Genomic DNA, 19,897 nt, shown 5'->3' on the forward strand with positions numbered 1-19,897 from the left:
GTACCGGCGTCTGCCGGGGGGTGAACTCGGGGGGGGGGATGTTGGGGGAGGGGGCCTCGATGGTGGGGTCGCTTAGGGCGGCAGGGGCTGCAACCCGGTGGCCCGCCCCCAGCAGCGCCGATTCCACTGCGCCGGTCACAGTGGCCAACACCCGACCGATCTCCCGGAAGCGAACCTCTTGTTTGGTGGGGTGGACGTTAACGTCGACCGACGCGGGATCGAGGGTCAAAAACAGGACCGCCTCGGGGAGGAGTCCCCCCTCCACCGTGCCCCGGTAGGCTCGACGCAGGGCGTTCGTGATGGCACGATCCCGCACCGGTCGGCGGTTGACGAACAGATGGATGGCCGCCCCCCGCCGCGCCGCCGTGGGCAGTCCCACCCACCCTTCGACCCTTAGGTCGCCCGGCCCCGCCGCCACCGGCACCCCGTTGTCGACGAACCAAGCCCCCATCAAATCGCCCAGCCGCTCCTCCAACGTCCGACCCAAGGCCTGTCGCACCAGGCGGTCGTCGTGGTATAGGCTCATGCGGGCTTCGGGGTGGGCCAGCGCGGTTTCGACGAAAACGGTTTCGAGGTGTTGCCACTCGGTGCGGTCGGCCCTTAAAAAGCGCCGGCGGGCCGGGGTATTGAAGAACAGATCACGCACCTCGATGGTAGTCCCCACCGGAGCGGCCACCGTTTCCCGGTGGCGCACCGCCCCCCCTGAAAGCAGCAGACGGATCGCCGCCTCTTGGCTGTCGGGGCGGGTGGTTAGGGTGAATTTGCTCACCGAGGCAATCGAGGGGATCGCTTCGCCGCGAAAACCGAAGGTGGCGATGGCACTCAGATCGTCGAAGTTGGCGATTTTGCTGGTGGCATGACGGGTAAGCGCCATGAAGGCGTCGTCCTCGTCCATGCCCGAGCCGTTATCACGAATCAAAATGCGCTGTTTGCCTGCACCTTCGACCCGCACCTCGATGCGGTCGGCACCGGCATCCAGGCTGTTTTCAAGCAGTTCCTTGAGGACAGACGCGGGGCGCTCCACCACCTCGCCTGCGGCGATTTGGTTGACCAAAGGATCGGGAAGTAGACGGATGATGCCCATGGACGAAGCCTATCATGCCGGGAATCCGGCATTCACCTTTTGAACGAAGCCCCTATGGGGGCGATGCAGACGAGAAATCCAAACAATGAGCGATCATGTCACCATCTACACCGACGGCGCCTGTTCCGGCAATCCCGGCCCCGGCGGCTGGGGCGCCCTGCTGGTGAACGACGGGCGAGAAAAAGAGCTGTGCGGCGGCGAGCCCGACACCACCAACAACCGGATGGAGCTCAAGGCGGCCATCGAGGCGTTGCGCTTTTTACAGGTTCATTGCCGGATCGATCTGCACACCGATTCCAACTACCTGCGCCAGGGGATCACCGAGTGGCTGCCGGGCTGGAAGCGCAAAGGGTGGCGGACCGCCAACGGCCATCCGGTGAAAAACCAAGATTTATGGATGGAACTCGAACAGCAGGCCCATCGTCATCAGGTCACCTGGCACTGGGTCAAGGGGCACGCGGGTCATCCCGGCAACGAGCGGGCCGATCTCTTGGCCAACCAGGGTTTACGCCGTGGTTGCCCCCCCCCGAGCCAGGATTCGCCCACCCCTTTTGCAAAGGTCTCTCCTCCCGAGGTTCCAACCCCCGTGCCGTCGCCCGCCGCCGCTGTGTCGTCTGAAACCCTTGTGCGTCGCTACACCCTGCGTGTGGCCCACACCTTCGCCGCCAGCCACGCGCTGCGCGGCTATGACGGCGATTGTGCCCGCATGCACGGCCACAACTGGCAGGTGGAGCTGTTTGTCACCGCCACAACACTCGACAAGGTGGGCATTGCGGTCGACTTCAAGGTGGTTAAGCAGACGCTGCGCGACATCTTGGCCACCCTCGACCACCACCACCTCAACGACCTGCCCCCCTTTCAGGCGCTCAACGCCACCGCCGAGAACATCGCCGCCCACATCTATGGGCAGGCGGCCCAGCGGCTGTTGGGCTGCGGCGGTCAGGTGAGCAAGGTTCGGGTCTGGGAGACCGAAAACAGCTACTGCGATTACGAGGAACTGACCTCATGACCATTCCCGATCTAGCCAAGGCCGACCCCTGCGTCGATTGCCTGGAAGACGTGCAAAACCGCTGCGACTCCAGGCATATCGACATCAACAAGGTGGGGGTCAAGGAGATCCGCTACCCCATCACCCTCGCGGTGAAGGGGGGGGGGCGGCAGCACACCACCGCCAACATCAACATGTACGTCAACCTGCCCCACCACTTCAAAGGGACCCACATGAGCCGCTTCTTGGAGGTGCTTTCGGAGCATCACCGGGAGATCTCGGTGGAGCGGATCGGCGAGATCCTGGCCCACATGCAAACCCGACTGGAGGCCGAGGCGGCCCACATCGAGATGACCTTCGACTATTTCATCATGAAAAAGGCGCCGGTCTCTGAGGCCGAAAGTCTGATGGATTATCAGGTCACCTTTCGGGCGGGGCGCGAGGGGGCGGTTCTCGATTTCATCACTGAGGTGGCGGTACCGGTGACATCACTGTGCCCCTGCTCCAAGGCGATCAGCCAATACGGCGCCCACAACCAGCGCTCTTTGGTGACGGTGCGGGTGCGCGGGACCGAGAAGATCTGGATCGAGGATTTGATTCGGGTGGTGGAGGAGGAGGCCAGCTGTGAGCTTTTCGGGGTGCTCAAACGTCCCGATGAAAAATGGGTCACCGAGCACGCCTACGAAAACCCCCGCTTTGTTGAGGACACCGTGCGCGACGTGGCGGCGAGGCTGCTCGACGATGAGCGGATCACCTGGTTTCAGGTCGAGGCCGAGAACTTCGAGTCGATCCACAACCACAACGCCTACGCGATGATCGAGCAAAGCAAGGTTTAAGAACCTGTCGGAGCCCCCTTCGATAAGCTCACGGTGAGCGGAGGGGTGCTCCCACCAAAACCACCCCCAACCCCGAACGATCATTCCTACTGTGGGAGGCGACCTCTGTCGCCGAAGCGAAGCTAGAGCGGTTCGAACCTGGGGAAGGTTGGGGCGGCTTGACCGTGTTGCCGCTTCAATTCGCGGACAGAAGTCCGCTCCCACCAAAACCACACCCAACCCCGAACGACCATCCCTACCTGTGGGAGGCGACCTCTGTCGCCGAAGCGAAGCTGGAGCGGTTCGAACCTGGGGAAGGTTGGGGCGGCTTGACCGTGTTGCCGCTTCGATCCTGGCCTGCAAACACACCTGCAAACACAAAAAAACCCCGCAAAAGCGGGGTTTTTTTGTGTCCATCCACCGTCGAATCAAGCTTGGCCGGTAGCCTTGGCGATGATCTCGGCGTTGCGCCGCTCCACCTCGGCAACCCTGGGATCTTTTTCGAGCAGGTTGTGCCCCCTGAGGGCCGCCTCCACCGCAGCCAGCTTGGCCTCCAGGGCGGCGATTTTGTCCTCGTCCTGGTGGATTTCATTCTCTTCCGCTGCAACCTTGGCCTCCAGCTCGGCCAAGCGCGCCTTCTCTTTGGCCTCCCTCTGGGCATGGATCTCGTCGTCCTTGGCAATCGCGTTCTTGATTTCGAAAACGGTCCAGGCCACGTCGACCACGATCAAGACCAGGGTCGAAATCAGGCCGATGGCGATGATGTTGCCCTTGATTTGATCAAGAAAAATCAGAACACACGCGGCGATGACGCCGAGGGTACCGACGGTGACAAGGAGCAGGCGCTTAATCATGGAGGAACCCTTTCTTCTGCAATAAAAGCCGGCGGTAGGGCGCGAGCGAATGAGGGTGAGCAATTCAAGTAGATTATTTCGGAACCCTAATACCTAAATAAGCGGTCTGTCAAATGCGGGGACGGTTTCTTGCAGCGTGGGGTTGGCGTCGCGGGATGGCGCGGCGACTTCGCAGGGTGCCCCCCTCAGCCCCCGTGGTGCCCTACACGCGGTTCCCAACGGCGGAAGAGGGTGGGGGCGACGATACTGGTGAGCAGAGCCAGCAAAATCAAGGCATCGGCGGAGCCGGTGTCGATCAAACCGGTGTGTTCGCCGATGGAGGCGCTGACCACCCAGAGGGTTAAGGGGGCGCTTAGGAGCACCGCTCCCGTGGCCCGTTCCCGCCAGGGTTGGCGGTGGGGTAGCGCCATGGCGCCGGCCAGTCGGTTGAGAACCAGGATGCCGATCAGCGGGGGCATCAGCCCCAGGATGGTGTCTGTGTCCAGTTGGGCCAGATCGAAGCGCATTCCGACCGACATGAAAAACAGCGGAATCAAAAATCCGTAGGCCCAGCCGGAGAGTTTCTCTTCCAGCTCGGTGCGTTCCTTAAACACCGAGGCGAAAATCACCCCCGCCAAAAAGGCCCCCAGGATCGCCTCGATCCCCAGCAAGATCGCCAGCCCCGCCATGAAAAACATCAGTGCTAGCGCCGCCCGGATCCCGACCTCCATCGGATCGGGGGCGAGCATCAGCTTTTCGTGGGGTTCGGGGAACCACCAGACCATCAGCCTTCCCCCGACCAGCAACACCAGGGTGACCGCGACCACCGCCCCCACCCCCCCCAAGTGGATCAACACCTCGGTCCAGTCGTTGGCTTTGGCCGACAGATCGACCAGGGTCAGGACCATAATCGAGAGGAATTCCCCCATGAGGGCGATCACCATCAGCTCTTCCATCCGGTTTTCCCCCACTCCGTGCTCCTTGAGGGTCGGCAGGACGATCCCGGCGGCAATCAGCGCTAGGGCAAGGGCGACGAAGGGGTGCAATCCGATCAGCATTCCGGCGACCAGGGAGGTGACCAGCGCGCCGAGAAAGAAGCGAACCCCCAACGCCAGCTTCTGTTTGCCGTGTTGCCACAGCTCGGCCAGATCGATTTCAAGCCCCGCCAGAAACATCAGGGTGATGAAGCCAATCTCGCTCAAGACCTCAAACCACTCCATCGTCACCATCTTGTGGCCCGGCCCCACCAGGGTCAGAAAAAAGCCAAAGAGGATTTCGGCGGCCGCCACCGGGATGCGAACGCGGCGGGCCAAAAAGGGGATGATGAAGGCGCCTAGGCTGATAAAAATCAGCGCGACGGCGAAATGGCCGCTCACGAGCCCTCCGGACTGTCCGGAATGGCGGGGAGAATCAGGGTCGAGATGGGGCTTTGGTGGGCCAGGAAGTAGCTGACGTCGGGGCGCAGAATGCGGCGGCTCAGGGTCATGGGGTTTTGGGCATCCAGCGGCAAAACCAGCAGGTCGTGGTTGCGGGCGGTGGCCAGCACCTGCCGGATCGGATTGCCCGACTTATCACGTTTGAAGGTGATTTCAAGGTTGTGGATGCGGGCGCTTTCGACCAGCAGATTTTGGGCGGTACGCATCGCCAGCCGCTCGGTTTGCCCCAGCACCAGATTGGGGGGGGAGACGCTCAGGGCGGTCAGGGCGAGCCCGACCTGGCTGGTCATGTCGAGCACCAAATCGAGGGTGCGACGGGTGCTCAGCGCCCCGGTCACCGGTAGCAGGGCGGTGCGGTAATCGCTTTGGCCGGTCGCCAGCAAAATCGGGCATCCCCCCTGATGGAGCAGATCAACAATGGGGCTACCCCGTTTTAGGCTCAGATCGAGGGTCGAGCGGGGAAAGGGGGGGACGACGACGACCCCGTAATCCTTGCGTTGCACATGTTCGAGCAGGGCGGGAATCAGTCCCAGGCGGGTGGCGATTAGGTTGATTTGCACCCCCGGCAGAGCCTCTTCGATCTGCGCCACCAGCGGGGGGATCTCAATCTTTTCGTAGGGGCGACCGATGAGGACGTCGATCTCCTGGATGCCGGTGTGGCGGGCCATGGTGATGGCCTCGACGACCAGGGGGCGGTCGCGCTCCTCGCCGAGCATCAGCGGCAGCAACACCGCCGGACCGAACTGCATGGGAAATTGCGGCTTTCCGGTGGTGAGCAGCCCAGTGATGATCTCCACCATCTTGGGCATACCGGTCAGAACGACCCGGTCGTGGGGTTGCAGCGACAGCCAGGGGCGGGGAAAGACGATCTCCCGATCACGGTAGATCATGCCGATGCGCCAGTTGCGGGCCGCCAATTGGGCGATGGGGACGTAGCACAGCCGTGAGAGGGGATGGACCGTAACCTCGACGATCTCCCCGGCGGTCATGCCCAGGCCGACCGGTTTGGTGGAGCTGGTGAAAATCCGGCTTTTGAAGGCGCCGACCACGTTGTTGACCACCGAGACCGTCTCGATCCCGAGTTCTGTGAACCGGGCGGTGGCCTCCGGATCGTTTTGCACCGCCATCATGCGGATTTCAGGGGCGACCTGCTGGGCGGCGCGGCAGGTTTCAAGGTTGTAGGTGTCGTCGTAGGTGGCGGCGATGAGGGTGGCGAATTCCTTGAGGTGCAGCCGCTCCAGGACCAACCGGCTGGTCGCCTCGCCGTGGCGGATGGTCAGCCCCTCTTGATCGGCGCGGGACAGCGCCTCGGGCTGAGAGTCCATCAGCACGCAGTGCTCCGCCCCAAGCCCCTTGCCCAGCTCAAGGCCGAGGCGGTTGGCGCCGACGATCAGGATTTTGCGGGAGGGAGCCTCGCCGTTGTGATTGTCATTGTTGTTCATGGGTCGATCATGGCAGTGTCGATGGGATTCAAGCAAGGGGCCTTTCCCCGAACATTTTTAGAATCCATTCAAGGCTTTATCGGAGTTTCTTCATGCAACCCAAGCTTTTGCTCGCCTGCGACGAACTGATGACCCGTACCCGCATCGAGGGGGCGATCGCCCTCTTGGGTTGGGCGGTGACCCGCATCGCGGGACCCGAGACCCTGGCCCGATGGGAGGAAATCCTGGAACACCGGGTGGTCCTGCTCGATTTGAAGTTCCGTGCCATGAGCGCCGAGCAGGTGATCGACACGGTGCGGCGTACCCATTGCCTGAACACCATCATCATCGGCTTTGGCCCCCACAGCGACGAGCGGATCCCCGATCTGAAGCGGCGCGGCATGGACCGTTTTTACCCCAACAGCAAAATCGTCCCGGCGCTGCCCGAGATTCTGGCGCCGTTGGCCGAGTGATGGGGGACGCGGCTTCTTGGCGTGTGGATGCAGTGGATGCGCTGCGCTTATCCACCCTACCCCCAGGCGGAAGGGTGGGGTTTCTGGGAGGGACGAGCACTGTCGTGGTCTGGATGCGACGGAACGCGTCCCTTCTGAAACCGCCCTACCACCAAAATGCAGGGAGCCTCGTTGAGATAAGGTGGATAAGCGCAACGCATCCACCGAGCCCTTGTCGGCCCTGCCTTCCATGACCCCCCTGACACACCTGCAATCCTGGGCCACCGAGGCGGGGCTGCATCGCGTCGCCATTGCCCCCTTGCCCCCTCCCGCCAACTTCCAACGCGACCTGACCGCCTTTTTGGCCCAAGGACGCCACGGCGCGATGGAGTACCTTGCCTCCCCCCCGCGCTGGGATATGAATCATGTGTTGCCCGGCGCCCAATCCGCACTGCTGTTCTGGCTCCCCTACCGGGGGGGGGAGGGGGAAGACCTGGCGGTGCTGGGCGATAGCCGACGCGGCTACGTCTCGCGCTATGTCACCCAGGCCGACTACCACGCGGTGGCGCGCGCCAAGCTTGATCGGGTGTTGAGGCACATCGAAGCGGCAGCGTGGGGGGGGCGGTGGCGTCCCTTTGTCGACAGCGCCCCGGTTCCCGAGAAGGTGTTGGCGGCGTCTGCAGGAATGGGATTCCAAGGGAGGCACACCAATCTGATCGTGCCGGGGGTGGGGAGTTACGGCTTTTTGTGCGGCTTGCTCAGCACGCTGGAGGTTGAACGGATGTCGTCGCATTCGACCCTTCCCAGGTGTGGGAAAGGGGGGCATGCCTCGACCCACGATGTCGTCCCTCAGCGCCCCCTCCTCTTCCAGGGGCGCCCAGAGGGTGGAGAAGGCGGGTGGAGGAGGGGGGGCGACGCCACCACAAAGCCCAAGGTGGGCTCCTGCGGCACCTGCCGCGATTGCATCCCCGCCTGCCCTACCGGGGCGCTCGACGGCGCCGGGCGGATCGAGGCCCGCCAATGCATCAGCTACCTGACCATCGAGCACCGGGGGTCGATCCCGGTGGCGCTACGCCCCTTGATCGGCAACCGCATTTTCGGCTGCGACGACTGCCAGCTGGCTTGCCCCTTCAACCGCCACCCTACCCCCGCCGAACCGGCCATGAGCCTGCCCGAGGTATGGCGGGCGCCAGTGCTTGCCAAGCTGCTGTTGCTCCCTTCGGGGGAGCTCAAGCGGCGCATCCGGGGAACCGCCATGGAGCGGATCGGGGCGACCCATCTGCGCCGCAATGTGGCGGTGGCGCTGGGCAACGACCGTAGCGCCGAGGGGGCGGCGGCGTTACGGATTGTGCTGGAGCGGGGGGTTCCCGATTTGGTGCGTGAGCATGTGGTGTGGGCGTTGGAGCAGCGGCTGTAGGTCTTGGCGTCAATGGGTTTTGTAGGAGCGGCGCCCTCGCCGCGATTGGGGGGGCAACCCGGCACCTCATCCCCGCGCTCATGAACTGCCCCCTGGAGGGACGCGCTTCGTCGCGTCTGCCTTTGGTTCGATGAGGTAAAACCGGCCACGACAGAGCGTGGCCCTCCAAAGAGCACCACCCTGCCCTTCGGCGCAGAGATGGCCTGCCCCTGGCGAGGGGACGGTCGGGGGTTTTGTAGGAGCGGCGCCCTCGCCGCGATTGGGGGGGCAACCCGGCACCTCATCCCCGCGCTCATGAATTGCCCCCTGGAGGGACGCGCTTCGTCGCGTCCGCCTTTGGTTCGATGAGGTAAAACCGGCCACGACGGAGCGTGGCCCTCCAAAGAGCACCACCCTGCCCTTCGGCGCAGAGATGGCCTGCCCCTGGCGAGGGGCGGTCGGGGTTTTGTAGGAGCGGCGCCCTCGCCGCGATGGGGGGGGCAATCCCGTGACCTCATCCCCGCGCTCATGAAGCGCCCCCTGGAGGGACGTGCTGCGTGCGTCCGCCTTTGGTTCGATGAAGAAAAACCGGCCACGACAGAGCGTGGCCCTCCAGTTGCGAAGTTGGATGGTGGGTTTGCTGTAGGAGCGGCGCCCTCGCCGCGATGGGGGGGGCAACCCGGCACCTCATCCCCGCGCTCATGAATTGCCCCCTGGAGGGACGCGCTTCGTCGCGTCCGCCTTTGGTTCGATGAAGAAAAACCGGCCACGACAGAGCGTGGCCCTCCAGTTGCGAAGTTGGATGGTGGGGTTTGCTGTAGGAGCGGCGCCCTCGCCGCGATTGGGGGAGCAATCCCGTGCCCACCACCCATAACCTTTCATCGAAGCCTGTGGGAGCGGACCTCTGTCCGCGATTGAAGGGGAAACATTGTTCCCATACCCCCAGCCAAAACCTAAGGAAGCGCTGATTTATTAGCGCTTCCGAGCGGCCCACGGATGGCCGCCAAAATCAGGAACGTCAGTAGGAAGCGACCTAAGTCGCCGAAGCTTTTGGTTTTTGCCAGGCGTGCTGATTCAAGGCAGGAGGCCTTGAATCGGCGTTTCCCTAAGGGCATCGGCGTGAGGCGCGCCTCCTACCGCAAGATCGCGTGGTTGCCACAACCTTTCCCTGGCCCCAACAACCTCGGCCTTGTTCCGGCCACAGAGGCAGCCTTCCCCATACGAGATCGTGCGATGGGGTTTTGTGTGGGAGCGACGCACATGCCCCAGGTCGTTTGTCATCCCCTCTCGCCCCGAGCCACCTCCCCTGGCAGACTTTTTCCAACCCATACATCCCCTTCAATCTCACCGCCCAGGAGCATTCATGACAAAAGATTCGATGGTCTCACTCCTGGTATTTCAGGCGGTTTGTTTAGGCATGGTTTTGTTGGTGTGGCAGATGCTCGACCGGGGGGTGACGACCGGGATCTCTCCGGAGCAATTCGAATCGATGCGTCACTTTTTAACCCAGGTGGAGCAGGGGGAGATCGAGCCGGGCGATGATGAGGTGCTCAAGTTGCTGCGCGGTGGGTTCGAGGCGCAGTACGCCCATGCCCAGTCGGACGAAGCATTCTTCGGTCTTCTCAAACAAGTCTCTATGCTGCTGGCCGGATTGCTCTTGCTGCAAGCGGCGCAAATCGTCTGGCTCTTCCGCAAGGCCAAGCAGACGCCCCCACCCCCTTGACGGGTCAGGACCCTCCAAAAACGGTGATGGTGGAATGACCACACCCCTGCCCTGAGGGTGTCATGAAGGCGATCATTCAGGGCTCTTATGGCCCGCCCTACATCCTCACCCAAGGAAGCGCTGATGGATGAGCGCTTCCGAGCGGCCCACGGATGGGCCGCCAAAATCAGGAACGTCGGTAGGAGGCGACCTAAGTCGCCGAAGCTCTGCTGATTTTGCAAGCGAAGCCAAAACAGGTGGGGTGACGGTTAAAATTTTGTGTAGGAGCGGCGCCCTCGCCGCGATAGGGGGGGGCAACCCGGCACCTCATCCCCGCGCTCATGAAGCGCCCCTGGAGGGACGCGCTGCGTCGCATCCGCCTTTGGTTCGATGAGGTAAAACCGGCCACGACGGAGCGTGGCCCTCCAAAGAGCACCACCCTGCGCCATCGGCGCAGAGATGGCCTGCCCCTGGAGAGGGGCGGTCGGGGTTTTGTAGGAGCGGCGCCCTCGCCGCGATTGGGGGGGGCAATCCGGCACCTCATCCCCGCGCTCATGAAGCGCCCCCTGGAGGGACGCGCTTCGTCGCGTCCGCCTTTGGTTCGACGAAGAAAAACCGGCCACGACGGAGCGTGGCCCTCCAAAGAGCACCACCCTGCGCCATCGGCGCAGAGATGGCCTGCCCCTGGAGAGGGGCGGTCGGGGTTTTGTAGGAGCGGCGCCCTCGCCGCGATTGGGGGGGCAACCCGGCACCTCATCCCCGCGCTCATGAAGCGCCCCTGGAGGGACGCGCTGCGTCGCGTCCGCCTTTGGTTCGACGAAGAAAAACCGGCCACGACGGAGCGTGGCCCTCCAAAGAGCACCACCCTGCCCTTCGGCGCAGAGATGGCCTGCCACTGGCGAGGGGACGGTCGGGGTTTTGTAGGAGCGGCGCCCTCGCCGCGATGGGGGGGGCAATCCCGTCCCCAAGCCGTGACCCCGCCCCGACCTCCCCCTCTTACCCCTTCAAACTCTTGCTCACCACCTCGAAGACATCCTTCGAGAGGTTGGGGTGGGCAGCGATGCGCTCCAGCGCCCCCTTCATCAATCCTTGCCGCTCCACATCGAAACGGCGCCAGCGGGTCAGCGGGGTCAGCAAACGCGAGGCGACCTGGGGGTTGGTTTCGTTCAGATCCAAAATCCGCTCGGCCAAAAAGGCGTACCCAGCCCCGCTCGCCTCGTGGAAGCGGCTCGGGTTGCCGGAGGCAAAACTGGCGATCAGCGCCCGCATCCGGTTGGGGTTGCGCATGCTGAAGTCGGGGTGGTCCATCAGCCCCTTGACGCGATCCAGCGCCCCCGGAGTCGGGGCGGTCGCCTGGATGGCGAACCACTTGTCGAGCACCAGCGCCTCCCCCCGCCACTGCGCGTAGAACTGCTCCAGCGCCGCCGCGGCCTGGGGGGCGTCGTTGTGGACCAGAGCGGTCAGGGCGGCGAGCTGGTCGGTCATGTTCGAGGCATCCTCGAACTGCCACCACCCCATCGTTTGGTGTTTGGGATCGGGCAGGCTGAGCAGGGTCGCCAGCGCCAGGTTTTTGAGCCGCCGCTTGCCGGTCTGCTCTGGAGTGAACCGGTAGGGGTCGGTGCTTAGGGTACGTTCGTAGGCGGCCTGCCAGTGCTCTTCCAGCTTTTGGGCCAGGGAGCGGCGCACGAACTGGCGCGCCTCGAAAATCGCCACCGGATCGACCACCGGTACCGTCGTTCCATAAGGGATCTGCTCGGCCAGGTACCCCTCGGCGGGCAGGGTCAGGGCGGCGGCGGCCAGGGCCGGGTCGAGGCTTTCGTCCGCCAGGGTGCGGGCGAAAGCCTCGATCAGCCCCGCGCTCACTTGGGGCGGGGTCTCGCTGCGCCCCTGAAAGCTGGGGATCAGCCCCATGATTTGCCGGGTGGCGAGCTGCTGCATGGCGTCCCAGCGGTTGACCGAATCGGGATCGCTCCCGGCCAACAGCGCCAGCGCCGCCTCGTCCAGCGCCGCCTCGACCTTGATCGGAGCCGAGAAGCCGCGGTTGAGCGACCACACCGGCTCCTCGTTCAACCCCTCGAAGACCACCTCGGTGACCGGCTGCGTCAGTTCGATCAGATGGTTCTCCGCCGCCGTATGGGCCCCCCGCAAACGCAGCGCCAGCGGATGGCCCGCACGGCCCAGCGCCCCGATTTTGAAGGGGATCAGGTACGGACCCTTCTCGGGCTGACCGGGGGAGGGGGGGCAGGATTGGGTTAGGGTGAGGGTGCAGACGCCCAAGCTGGGATCGAACGCGGAGGTCACCGTCACCACCGGCGTCCCCGCCTGACGGTACCAACTCCAAAAGGGGGTGAAGTCGCGGCCGCTGACTGCGCTCATCGCCGCCACGAAGTCCTCCACCGTCGCCGCCTGGCCGTCGTGCCGTGCGAAGTAGAGGTCGCAACCCTCGCGGAAGAGGGCCGGGCCGAGCAGGGTGTGGATCATCCGCACCACCTCGGCCCCCTTTTCGTACACCGTCAGGGTGTAGAAGTTGTTGATTTCGATGTAGGACTCGGGGCGGACCGGGTGGGCCATGGGGCCGCCGTCCTCGGCAAACTGGAAGGTGCGCAGCCGCGCCACATCCTCGATCCGCTTCACCGGGCGGGAGGTGACGTCGCTGGTGAACTCCTGATCGCGAAAGACGGTGAACCCCTCCTTGAGCGAAAGCTGGAACCAGTCGCGGCAGGTGACCCGGTTGCCCGACCAGTTATGAAAATACTCATGCCCGATCACCCCCTCGATCCCCTCGAAGTCGGTGTCGGTAGCGGTATCGGGGCGGGCCAGCACGTACTTGGAGTTGAAGATGTTCAGCCCCTTGTTCTCCATCGCCCCCATGTTGAAGTCGTCCACCGCGACGATCTGGTAGACCTCCAGGTCGTACTCCCGCCCGTAGACCTTCTCGTCCCAGGCCATCGACTTTTTGATCGAGGCCATGGCGTGGTCGCATTGATCGGTGTTGTGGGTCTGGACGTGGATGCGCAGCCCGACCTGCCGCCCGCTCATGGTGGTGAAGCTGTCGCTCAGGGTGACCAGATCCCCCGCCACCAGGGCGAAGAGGTAACAGGGCTTGGGGAAGGGGTCGTTCCACACCGCGAAGTGACGCCCGCTGGGCAGGTCGCCGGTTTCGCCGGGATTGCCGTTGGAAAGCAGGACCGGGTAGCGGGATATTTCGGATTCGAGGCGCACCGTGAAGGGGGCGAGCACATCGGGGCGGTCGAGGTAATAGGTGATCTTGCGAAACCCCTCCGCTTCGCACTGGGTAGCCAGATTCCCGCTGGAGGCATACAGCCCCTCAAGCGCGGTGTTGCGCTCGGGATGGATGCGGACGGTGATGCTCAAAACGAAGGCGTCGGGAGCGTCGGGCAAGGTCAGGTGGTCGTCGTCGACGGTGTAGGCCGAGGCATCGAGGGGCTGCCCGTCGAGGGCAATGGCGACCAGCTCAAGCTCTTGGCCGTCGAGGATGAGCGGGGCCTTGGGATCGACCGCCTTGGGATTGCGCCGTAGCTTCAGGGTCGAGACCACCGTGGTCGCTTCGGCGGCGAGGTCGAAGGTGAGGTCGGTGTGCTCGATCAGGAAGGGGGGCGGGGTGTAGGCGGAGAGGTGGGTTTCGGTCGGAGTGTTCATCAAGTTCTTTCATATTTGAGATCATCTGCTGCTGGGGTCACGTGACTAAAAAGGTGGCCAAGGGTCGGCTGCACTCCACAAATTAATGCCCAACGATTGCCATCAACTTCGCGAAGCTATCCACCACGTCGTACTTCACACGCTCCGGATCGATTTTGCGATTGATCTCCTCAAAGAATTTGCGGGCACACTCGATCTTTTTCTCTTCGATGCCGCGCAGATTGAGGCTTGAAAGCGACCCCTTGGTTTCGGCCACGAAGTAAACATGCTGGACCGTCCCCTCCTTGAACGCGATGGCCCAGTCCGGGTTGTAATCGCCCACGGGGGTGGGAATCAAAAAACCGCGCGGTAGCTTGGCGTACACCACCACCTCGCTGCTGGCATCGAGCTGTTCGACGAAGTTTCGCTCGTTCTTCGAATCGGTCACCACGTAGTCGTAGACGTGCCGATTGAGCTTGCCGCCCGCTTTCGAGAAATCCTGCTTGGTTGCGTTGGCGGTGAAGATGTCGCTGTTGTAGCGGTCCTCAAGGGCGTCGTAGGTGAGCCTCTCGACGATGATCGTCGCCTTCTGTTCGTTGATCAGGCGACTGGCCGTGGCCAAAAAATCCTCGGGATTCAATCGGAATTGCCCAAAAACCGCCGGATCGATTCCCCCCAGGATGTTAGCCAGGGTGTTTCGGGTCAGTTGGGTGTGTTCGGCCAAGTGGCCCAGCAGATCGTAGCGAACGTGGGAATAGGCCGTGGCGTCGTAGGTGTGGGTCGATGTCTCCGCAATCCGGAACCCCGTTCCATCCTGCAATTGACCATCGGCGATGTGGTCGGCCTGAAGCCCTTTTTCGACGACAAACTGCAACGGGTCGACCTTGAGATCCTTGTTCAGGGTTTTAATGCAGTTGCGCACCAACTCCTCGGAATCGAACGCCACCTGGTAGATCGCTTTTTGGTTGATCCGCGCCCACAACGCCTGGAATTCCTTTTTGTGGAAGTTGGCGTTGTTGAGGGGGTTGGTTTTGGCGTTGCGGCCATCGTCGATGCTGGGCAGTTGGGCGGTGCTGAAGACCGAATCGATCAGGGCGAAGACCTGGGCTGCGTAGGGCGCCAAGTCTGCCGGAAGCGGGGCCAATACCTCCTCGGCCCTGGCCTCGTGGTAGGTCGCCGTCACCTGATCGGCATCGTCGGTGTAATCGTTTTTGAGCAGGTAGCGGTAGAGCTGTTTGGCCAAGGAGGAGGTCATCTCGACCGGGCCGGTCTCGGTCACCAATATTTTGCCGGTGAAATAGGTTTCGTCGGCCTTGCGGGGCCGCTCGGAGAGGGACTCGACCATCTCTCTTTGCAGATTGCCGACGAAATCCTTGTAACTCTCGCTGGCAACCACGGTGAGGACGTTGATGTCGTGCACCGTGGCGGGGTGATCCATCCGCTCGCCGTGTTGATCGACCGCCAAGCGCAATCCGCGCCCCACCTCCTGACGGCGTGAGATCGTGTTGTCGCTGTGTTTGAGCATGCACATGGCGAAGACATTGGGATTGTCCCACCCCTCGCGCAGCGCCGAGTGCGAAAAGATGAAGCGGACCGGTTCGTCGAAACCGAGCAACCGCTCTTTGTCTTTCAAGATCAGATCGTAGGCATCGACGTCGTCCGAAAGTCCCGCCTCTTCCCCCCGCTTTTTGACGGAGGGGTCGGTCAGATGTCGGGTCTTTTTGTCGATCGAGAAATAGCCGTTGTGGGTGCGCCCCGCTTCGATACCCGCCAGATAACGACGGTAGGCCTCGGTCTCCAGGGGGAGCTGTCCCAGGATCTCTTGCGCAAGACGACCGTACTCCTCCTCGAACATCCGGGCGTAGATCCCCTTCGTATCGTCAACGTCGTAGTCGCGGTATTTGGCCACCTCGTCGATGAAGAACAACGAAAGCACCTTGATCCCCTGGGGATGGAGCTGTCGCTCCTTCTCAAGGTGGGCGCGGATGGTTTCGCGGATCTGAATCCGTCGCAGCGTCTCCTCGTTCACATCGCCGGTCGCCTCGCCCGTTGCCAGAACCTGGCCGTTGGCGAATTCCACGATGTCGCGGTTGGCGTCGATCTGAGCCACCACAAATCCCTGGTATTGAGCCAGCCCATCGCTCAAATCGAAGAGGTTGTCGCCCCGCCGTACCCGTTTGATCGTCCGCTTGATGCCGGTTTTCTGTTTCACCTCCAGCTCGATGCGGGCCACGGGAGCCGCCTTGGAGATTTCGATCCCCTCCAGGTAGAGGTAGCCATGGGTGCCGGCCAGCCCCCGCACCGAAATCCCCCGCACGGCGATCTTCTTCACCAGCTTTTGGTTGTAGGCATCCAGGGCGTCGAGGCGATGGATCTTGTTGTACTGGGTTTTGTGGGTGGCCGAATAACGCAGGGTCGCCAGCGGTTTAAACTTGGCCAAGGAATCGAGAGTTTTCTTCCCCTCCATCTTCTGCGGTTCGTCCAGAATCAGGATGGGATGGTTGGCGCTGATGACGTCGATGGGGCGGCGCGATTGAAAATCGTCGAGCTCTTCGTAAATACGCCGGTTGTCTTTGCCGCTGGCATTAAACGCCTGGATGTTGATGACCATGACGTTGATGCCCGCGTCGGAGGAAAAGCTCTCCAGTTGATGCAGCTGCCTGGAGTTGTAGATGAAAAACCGCGCCTTCTTGCCGTATTGCTCCAAGAAGTGCCCGGCGGTGATCTCCAGCGACTTATAAACCCCTTCGCGGATGGCGATGCTGGGGACCACCACCACGAACTTGCCCCAGCCGTACCGCTTGTTCAGCTCGAAGATGGTCTTGATGTAGCAGTAGGTCTTGCCGGTCCCGGTCTCCATCTCGATGTCGAGGTTGATCGGGCAGGCTGGGGTGAAAATCAGTTGCGGAGCAAGGGGGAGGTTCTGCCGTTTCTGCACCGCCTGGATGTTCTCCAGCAGTTGCCGGTCGCTCAGCCGCACCCGTTCGTTGCGAAAGCCGGGATCGTTCAGTTCGAGGGTTTTGCTCTGTCCGGCCCGACCCGGATCGATGCGATAGTGGGCGGCGGCCGTATGGGGCTGCCCCGCGAAACAATCGACCACCGAATCCACGGCGGCGGTTTGGTAGGGCTGAACCTTGAACCTCAGTTTCATGACGACTCACCTTCGCGGGAGGGCGGTAGACGGCGCGCCGTTTGCCCCAAGCGTTTTTCCTCGGATTTGACCCGCCGCTCCAATTTCTTGATGTCCTCCTCGGGGGGAAGCTCTTCGGGCTGAATGCCGCGCTGTCCGAGCATGTCGCGAACGCTTTGATTGTTCTGGACGTGCTCGGCAGTGATCGCCCGTTCGCCCTGCAAGTCGGCTTGGCGCACGTTGTGGTTGGTCATTTCCGTGGCCAGGTTTTTCGCCGCGATGGTGAGCGTGGGAAGAAAGTCGGCCAAGGGGCGGCTTTTCACGATGCCGTAGCGGCTTTTCATCGCCTGGGTGGTTTGCCCACCAAACAGGGCGGCATCCCCCCTGGAGCGGATTCGGGCAAACCCCGCGTCGTCCACCCCCCGCTCGTAGATGTTCTGGGACAGCTCCTTCTCTGATGTACGCAGGCGATCCCGAGCCTCCAGACGGTCCTGCAAGCGCATCCGCTCTTCGACGATCTCCTGCTTGCGGGTTTGGACTGCGAAGTAGCTCTGGGCGAAAGCGATGGGAGGTTTGCGCGGGTCGCCGTTCTGGGCGACCAGATAACAGGCATAACGGGTCAACATGAAATCGTCGATTTCCCGTTTGGCGCCGCTGCCCAGATCGACCATTTTCGTGACGCCACGAAAATGGTCGGTGGGGTCGTATCCCGTGGTCCGGCACGACTCGACGGCCCGCTCGATGGCGGTCAGGAAGTTCTCCCAGCGGGCATAACCCAAGGGCTGCTGCAAATCACGGGCGAACCAGAACTCGATCTCTTCGTCGGGAACGGTCTGAGCCAATGCGTCGAACCGCCGGTGCAGCTCCACCAGATGGGCGTCCATGTCGTACCTCCTCAAATCGCCTTGACTTCGGTGCCGGGGGAGAGCTGTTTGAAGATCTGTTCGGCGTTGATTTTCACTGCGTCGCTGACAAAACCGTGGTCGCGGAAGACCACCCGCAGGGGTTTGTACCCGGCCAGCTCCTTGACCAGCGCCTCGGTAATACCGGTGTCGAAGCAGGCGACCAGCGCATTCTCGTCTACAAAGTAGACTTCGAATTCCTCGTTAAAGGATGAAGGATGAGGGATGAGGGATGAAGTTTCGGAAGGTTCTTTTTCATCCTTCATCCTTCCTAATTCATCCTTTTTGACGCGGACGATTCGCTTGCGAATCGGGAGCGTCAAATCCACCCCCCAATCCAGCAACACCTGGAAGAGCAAGTCTTCGGGGGTGCGGTCCGGTTTGATGTTGTCGGTTTGGGTAAACAGGGTGTTTTGATCGAGGGCGTCGGGGGTGTAATAGACATCGGCCATGTTGGAGGTGTCGATTTTCAGGACGCGGAAGCCGACATCGAGGGAATTATGAAAGCTGAGGGATGAAGGATGAATGTCGGAATCGGAAAATAGGGTGTCTTCTTTTGCTTTTTTTTCAGCCTTCAGCCTTTCGCCTTCAGCCTTTATGCGTGCTCCTGCACGCCTGATGCGCTCCTTGCCAATTTCGGCAATGGTTTTGTAGCCCGCCTTAAAAGCCTCCGAGTTTTCAGCGCAAGGCTCGGGGAGCTGCACCATGATGAATTTACGATTCCCACCGTCTTCTGAATTAAGCTGCATAACAGCATGAGCAGTGGTGGCTGAACCTGCGAAGAAGTCTACAACAATATCATCAGGACCTGTTACATAACGTACTATTTGAACGATGTCAGTGACTGGCTTTGGGTTTTCAAAGACCCGAATACCATCAAAAATTTCTATAAATTTGTTGGTTGCTGTTTGAGCGTAACTATAGTGTACGCTCTTCATTACCTGATCGTTGTTTTCGAAAAGGTTAGTGCGAACTCTTGGAACGGTAGATTCATCTGGGCCAAATACGACTCTACCCTTGTAAAATTCCTCCCAAAAGCGTTGTGGCGTAGGATACCTCCACCCGCTTGCAGGCAGCTTGCAAGGTCTTTTTGTTTCGGGATGAATAACTTCATACTTCGGGCCACCACCACCTGGCCAGTTTATGTTACCGTCATCCCTGTAAGGGCCTTTGTGATCGATTTTCCTAAAGCGTTTGATAGGTGCTCTTGGGTCTTCGTCTGAAATTGACGCATAATAATCTAATATTTGTTCCCTTACCGCATCCCAGTTGTCATTAAATTCAGCGCGAAGCTTGTTAAACAAATATTTCAGCTCATCAACCCCATCCTTCGGGGCGCGAAAAAGAGTTCCTTGGCTTTGGGCAAAGTATTTGTCTTTGAAATATACAGCCATATATTCGTGTCCAACCGAAAAATATTTCGCGTCATTTTTTCGATTTCTATCCCAAACTAAGTTGGCTATGAAGTTCGATTCTCCGAAAATTTCATCACATGCTTTCTTCAGGTTATGGGCCTCACCATCATCAATGCTAATAAATATCACGCCATCATCCGACAATAGATTCCTGGCCAGTTTTAATCTGGAATAAATCATTGAAAGCCAATCGGAATGAAAACGGCCGTTCAAAGAAGAATTTTGTTTCCATTTCTCTTCATCAAAAAGCTTATTCCCTTCATCATCTCGCACACCGTCAATCAGCTCGTATTCTGACTTTTCGACCGCAAAATCATCTTCATAAATAAAATCGTTGCCCGTGTTGTAAGGGGGATCGATGTAAATCATTTTGACCTTGCCCAGATAGGTTTCCTGCAACAACTTCAAGGCGTCGAGGTTGTCCCCTGAAGTGGACCCCAAAAACTGGACAGTAGGTTTTGTTAAGACCGAGGGGGCATGATTGGCGAGAGCGAGGAGCCAAGCGATGCCCGGAAAACACAAACGACACAGTGCGCAGTTCAAGGCGAAGGTGGCGCTGGAGGCCCTGAAGGGGGTCAAAACCACAAGCGAGTTGGCCAGTGAACACCAAATCCACCCGGCGCAGATCAGCCAGTGGAAGAAGGTGGCCATGGAGGGGCTGTCGACCCTTTTTGAGCGTCCAGG

The 19,897-nt window shown here is 61.2% G+C and carries 11 protein-coding genes and 3 pseudogenes; 6 read left to right on the plus strand and 8 right to left on the minus strand.

From position 1 onward, the window contains the following. A pseudogene (locus AUJ55_02795) lies at positions 1–1,084 on the minus strand (hypothetical protein). 85 nt (positions 1,085–1,169) lie between these two features. Between AUJ55_02795 and AUJ55_02800 the strand changes: the two are divergent. Further along, a pseudogene (locus tag AUJ55_02800) lies at positions 1,170–1,592 on the plus strand (ribonuclease HI). 497 nt (positions 1,593–2,089) lie between these two features. Further along, positions 2,090–2,908 (plus strand): GTP cyclohydrolase, encoded by an 819-nt coding sequence (locus AUJ55_02805; protein OIO59952.1) that lies wholly within the window; start codon positions 2,090–2,092, stop codon positions 2,906–2,908. 407 nt (positions 2,909–3,315) lie between these two features. Here the strand turns inward: AUJ55_02805 and AUJ55_02810 are convergent, their stop codons facing one another. The 3 genes from AUJ55_02810 to AUJ55_02820 form a co-directional block, all read right to left on the minus strand. Then, positions 3,316–3,741 (minus strand): hypothetical protein, encoded by a 426-nt coding sequence (locus AUJ55_02810; protein ID OIO59953.1) that lies wholly within the window; start codon positions 3,739–3,741, stop codon positions 3,316–3,318. A gap of 185 nt (positions 3,742–3,926) precedes the next feature. Then, on the minus strand, positions 3,927–5,096 hold the full coding sequence (locus tag AUJ55_02815; protein ID OIO59954.1) for a hypothetical protein: 1,170 nt from the start codon (positions 5,094–5,096) through the stop codon (positions 3,927–3,929). Beyond that, positions 5,093–6,598: a hypothetical protein gene (locus AUJ55_02820; protein OIO59955.1), complete on the minus strand. Its 1,506-nt coding sequence runs from the start codon at positions 6,596–6,598 to the stop codon at positions 5,093–5,095. Before AUJ55_02820 ends, AUJ55_02815 begins: the two co-directional genes overlap by 4 nt. Positions 6,599–6,690: 92 nt before the next feature. Between AUJ55_02820 and AUJ55_02825 the strand changes: the two genes are divergently transcribed. The 3 genes from AUJ55_02825 to AUJ55_02835 all read left to right on the plus strand — a co-directional run bounded on the left by AUJ55_02825 (position 6,691) and on the right by AUJ55_02835 (position 10,148). Then, a complete protein-coding gene (locus AUJ55_02825; GenBank protein OIO59956.1) occupies positions 6,691–7,050 on the plus strand; it encodes a hypothetical protein in 360 nt (119 codons plus the stop codon). Positions 7,051–7,231: 181 nt separating this feature from the next. After that, a complete protein-coding gene (locus AUJ55_02830) occupies positions 7,232–8,446 on the plus strand; it encodes a hypothetical protein (GenBank protein OIO59957.1) in 1,215 nt (404 codons plus the stop codon). Between the two features lie 1,342 nt (positions 8,447–9,788). Further along, on the plus strand, positions 9,789–10,148 hold the full coding sequence (locus tag AUJ55_02835) for a hypothetical protein (protein ID OIO59958.1): 360 nt from the start codon (positions 9,789–9,791) through the stop codon (positions 10,146–10,148). Between the two features lie 975 nt (positions 10,149–11,123). Here AUJ55_02835 and AUJ55_02840 read toward each other — a convergent pair. From AUJ55_02840 to AUJ55_02855, 4 genes are all read right to left on the minus strand, one after another. Further along, complete coding sequence (locus AUJ55_02840; protein ID OIO59959.1) at positions 11,124–13,787, minus strand: aminopeptidase N; 2,664 nt, start codon at positions 13,785–13,787, stop codon at positions 11,124–11,126. Positions 13,788–13,869: 82 nt separating this feature from the next. Beyond that, positions 13,870–16,917 (minus strand): restriction endonuclease subunit R, encoded by a 3,048-nt coding sequence (locus AUJ55_02845; protein OIO59960.1) that lies wholly within the window; start codon positions 16,915–16,917, stop codon positions 13,870–13,872. Beyond that, complete coding sequence (locus AUJ55_02850; GenBank protein ID OIO59961.1) at positions 16,914–17,780, minus strand: DNA damage-inducible protein D; 867 nt, start codon at positions 17,778–17,780, stop codon at positions 16,914–16,916. Before AUJ55_02850 ends, AUJ55_02845 begins: the two co-directional genes overlap by 4 nt. A gap of 11 nt (positions 17,781–17,791) precedes the next feature. Beyond that, entirely contained in the window at positions 17,792–19,393 is a 1,602-nt protein-coding gene (locus AUJ55_02855) for a hypothetical protein (protein OIO59962.1), read from the minus strand. A gap of 325 nt (positions 19,394–19,718) precedes the next feature. Between AUJ55_02855 and AUJ55_02860 the strand changes: the two are divergent. Next, positions 19,719–19,897: pseudogene (locus tag AUJ55_02860) on the plus strand (transposase).

It is taken from the genome of Proteobacteria bacterium CG1_02_64_396, from assembly GCA_001872725.1.
Taxonomy (GTDB): Bacteria; Pseudomonadota; MNWR01; order CG1-02-64-396; family CG1-02-64-396; genus CG1-02-64-396.